Raw genomic sequence first — 3,879 nt, 5'->3', positions numbered from 1 at the left:
GGAGTGGTTGTATTGGTATGACCAAAATGCCAGACGGTATCCCTCCGAAAATGAGAGAAATCAACAGGCTCAGCAACGGGCTACTCAAGCTCAGCAACGGGCTACTCAAGCTCTTGTTGAGCTTGAAGCTTTGAAAGCTCGAGTGAAACAAATGGGAATCAATCCTGAGGATCTTGTGGATTAATCTTTAATACCAACAACTTTCTCTTCTCCCCATTTCCCCATCTCCCCATCTCCCCATCTCTCTATCTCCCCATCTCTCTATCTCCCCATTTCCCCATCTCCCCATCTCCCCATCTCCCTATCTCCCAATCCAACCAATCTACTATCTTTGAATACAACTCGGTATCAACTCTCTTTCGGTACTACCTGACCCATATACATCCCCCACAACTGGGCAGCTTGGCTACTACTGCCACTGGTAGGAGAATTGTCATCATTGCCAAACCAAATCCCTGTAACGATCTGCTCCTTGGGAATAAAACCGATAAACCACAAGTCTACATTTTTATCAGTAGTACCGGTTTTTCCTCCTTCTCCTTGACCAATCCGAGCACTGCGACCGGTGCCACTGGTGACTACAGCCTGAAGCATTTCTGTCATGGTGTTGGCTACAGCTGGTGAAACGGCTTGCTTGTTGATAGTTGGCTGATCAGCGAAGTCGTAGATTACTCTACAGGTTTGGTAGTCTTGGTAATCGGTGCAATCACTACTGTCGAGAATTCTAATAATACCATGGGGACGATACCACATACCTTGATTTGCGATCGCACCATAGGCTCCAGTCATTTCCAATAGACTAACCTCACTTTGACCTAAGGCTAAACCAAATACAGGCTCCAGTTTTGAGCTAATGCCTAACCGTTGTGCCAGTCGTATTACTCTATCTAAACCAGCATCTTGAGCAACCCTGATCGCTACTGCATTTTCCGATTGAGCCAGACCAGCATACATATCAATTTCAGTAGCATCTCCAGACCGCTCACAACGTCTGATCCGTTTAATCCCAGAGCAGGAGTAGGTTTTGGTCGGTAAAATCCCTTTTTCTAAGGCAGCAGCATAGGCAAAGAGTTTAAAGGTTGAGCCTGGTTGACGCTTGGCTTGGACGCGATTAAACTGGCTTTTTTGGTAATCGGCACCCCCAACCATAGCTAGAATCTCGCCATTACTGGTATTCAGGCTTGCGATCGCTCCCTGGGAAAATCCTAAGCGGCTACCAGTATTTTTGACATAGTCCCGTAGAGCAGCTTCAGCTTTGGCCTGAAACTCGGTATCCACAGTAGTTTCTACAATAAAATTACCTTCCTGAGCTAACTCTGAGCCCAGTAACGTCCTCAATTGCTGGAAAACGTAGCTATAGAAATAGCGTGCTTTGGTGCTAGACAGAATTTCTCGGGCTTTGGGGCTAACTTCAATCCGCGATCGCCTAGCTCGATTAGCTTCTTCTCGACTAATCATTCCCAAAGCGTGCATCCGGTCTATCACCCGATTCCGTAATTGTAATGAGGTATCATAATTCTGGATTGGGTTATAGCTATTGGGTGCTGGTAAACTTGCTACCAGGGTTGCGGCTTCTTGGATATTCACATTAGCTGCTGATTTGTCGAAATAAAATTGAGCAGCATCTTCAAAACCAAATGCTTCTATACCTAAGTAAACTCGGTTTAAGTAAGCCTTTAAGATCGCGTCCTTACTGTAAACTGTCTCTAACTTTAGGGCAATAATTGCTTCCCGCACTTTCCGGTCTGCGGTATTGGCTCGACCGACATACTCCGGAAATAGGCTTCGTGCTACCTGCTGAGTGATGGTACTAGCCCCTTCGCGAATGCCTCCCCCTTGAATATTCCGCACCACAGCTCGCATAATCCCATAGGGGTCTACTCCAAAGTGCCAGTAAAAGCGGCTGTCTTCTGAAGCTATCACTGCTTTCGGCAAATATGGGGAAAAATCCGATAACCGCCTCAGTTCTCGGTGAGCATCGGTCCGGGGTTGCCGTAGGGGAATTTGGTCACGAGAGTAAACAATTACAGGACCTGTGACTCCCTCGGGCAATGGCCTGACTGATGGTGCTTTGATGGTTTGAAATCCAATTAGTAATACCACTAAAGCAATTAAGCCACCGATGCCATAGAGAAAGTAACGAATTCCTTGGATATACCAGGGGGGAGGATAGACGTACTGTAGCTCAACTGATGCCGCTAGTTCTGGTGGGCCAATGGTGAGGGTGTCTCCGTGATACAGCAGCAAAGAGGAAAGTCGGCGTCTGCCACGATAGATACCATTGGTAGAGTTTTGGTCTTTTATGATAAACCTACGCCCACGCCTACCATACCGTTCTAGGGACAGATGAACTTGACTGACTACTGGGTTGCGAACGATTATGTCACAGGATTTGGAACTGCGCCCGAGTACGTAACGGTCCCCAACCAGGGGATAGACATCAGATTTGTTGGTATTACTGTCTTGCACCCAAAGTTCAGGCACTCTAGCATTAGGCTTTAGTGCTACTGCTTGAAGATTGACCTTCGCATGAATGGTCTGTACTACCTGAGTTAGCTGACTAAGTATGGTCTTTGGGGGTTTGGAGGGTGGTGGAGAACTCATAGTTGTCAGCGATCAGCAATTAGCTTGGGTGCCTATGGAACCATTGTAATAACTCTAGCAATTAGCTCTTTTTCCCTGTTCCCGATTCCCGAATCAACGACTAGCGGGAAAACTGCCACCAATGAAGTGAATATCACTAAAAGTTTCAATCCACAAACGAGCGCCACAATCGAGTGGATTATCTGGATTGTAGACAATCTTACAAGGCCCAAGGATTTCCACTTCGTTGCCGTAGAGATTGGTGCCACTGCGTTTTACTGAAATCACTGGCTTGCGGTCAATAGGGCTTTTCTTGATATTCGAGCCAATGTGATTACGGTTGACATTAATCTTCGCTAATGCGGGAGGACGACTAGTGCGCCATTTCCCCTTTGGTCCACGAGACCCTTTGGTAATTTGTGGCAAATGGTTGAACAGAGGAATAATCCAGAATTTCCCGGTTTTATAGGCACCCCGCACCCGACCCTTCTCTAGGAGTTGGCGCAATCGTCGAGAAGAAATTCCTAATAGAGATGCCGCTTCAGTAGTTCCAACGCACTTGTTCATGAGTGGAGTGTTTTTAACTATTCCGATACTACTAGTTTAATAAAAAAAAAGAAAATTGGCAACTTTTTTTAAATAGGGATGAAAGTAGCTAAAGTGTGGTAAGTGTGGAGAGGGTGGGGGTGAAGTCAAGTGCTGTGGTTTCCACTATTAGCGACTCAGTCAATATCGGAATAGTTAGGAAATCGGGAAGAAAAGAAACAGGGAATAGGGTTTAAAGTGTGGTAAGCGTGGAGAGGGTGGGGGTGAAGTTAAGTGGTGTGGTGTCCAGTATTAGGGACTGGGTCAATATCGGAATAGTTAGGAAATCGGGAAGAAAAGAAACAGGGAATAGGGTTTAAAGTGTGGTAAGCGTGGAGAGGGTGGGGGTGAAGTCAAGTGCTTTGGTGTCCACTATTAGCGACTGCGTCAATATCGGAATAGTTAGGAAATCGGGAATCGGGAATGCGATCGCGTAGCGGCTCCAAAGGAGCATCGCATAAGCGCGGAAGCTTTGCGTGACTCGCGTAGCGTGACCTGCATCTCAATCGCAAATAACCTAACTTTGGAGCGAGGGAACAGGGAATAGGGATGAAAGTAGCTAAAGTGTGGTAAGTGTGGAGAGAGTGTAGAGCAAGTGAAGTGGTGTGGTGTCCACTATGAGCGACTGCGTCAATACCGGAATAGTTAGAAAATTGGGAAGAAAGGAAACAGGGAATAGGGATGAAAGTAGCTAAAGTGTGGTAAGTGTGA

Annotated in this window: 3 protein-coding genes and 1 pseudogene; 1 reads left to right on the top strand and 3 read right to left on the bottom strand. The window is 46.4% G+C overall.

Features of this window, described 5'->3' with window-relative positions; all coding sequences use genetic code 11:
• A pseudogene (locus F6K52_RS33680) lies at positions 1-184 on the top strand (Uma2 family endonuclease); the annotation flags it as partial.
• Positions 185-348: 164 nt separating this feature from the next.
• On the opposite strand, the gene F6K52_RS33675 reads toward F6K52_RS33680, so the two are convergent.
• The 3 genes from F6K52_RS33675 to F6K52_RS33665 form a co-directional block, all read right to left on the bottom strand.
• On the bottom strand, positions 349-2,604 hold the full coding sequence (locus F6K52_RS33675; protein ID WP_293089120.1) for a transglycosylase domain-containing protein: 2,256 nt from the start codon (positions 2,602-2,604) through the stop codon (positions 349-351).
• 93 nt (positions 2,605-2,697) lie between these two features.
• Positions 2,698-3,150 (bottom strand): DNA-binding protein, encoded by a 453-nt coding sequence (locus F6K52_RS33670; protein ID WP_293089118.1) that lies wholly within the window; start codon positions 3,148-3,150, stop codon positions 2,698-2,700.
• Positions 3,151-3,521: 371 nt separating this feature from the next.
• On the bottom strand, positions 3,522-3,879 hold a 358-nt coding region (locus F6K52_RS33665; protein ID WP_293089116.1), incomplete at its 5' end, for a hypothetical protein.

The sequence above is a fragment of the Moorena sp. SIO3H5 genome (genome assembly GCF_010692395.1).
In the GTDB taxonomy this organism is placed as follows: Bacteria; Cyanobacteriota; Cyanobacteriia; order Cyanobacteriales; family Coleofasciculaceae; genus Moorena.
This window is presented reverse-complemented; position numbering and strand designations above follow the sequence as displayed.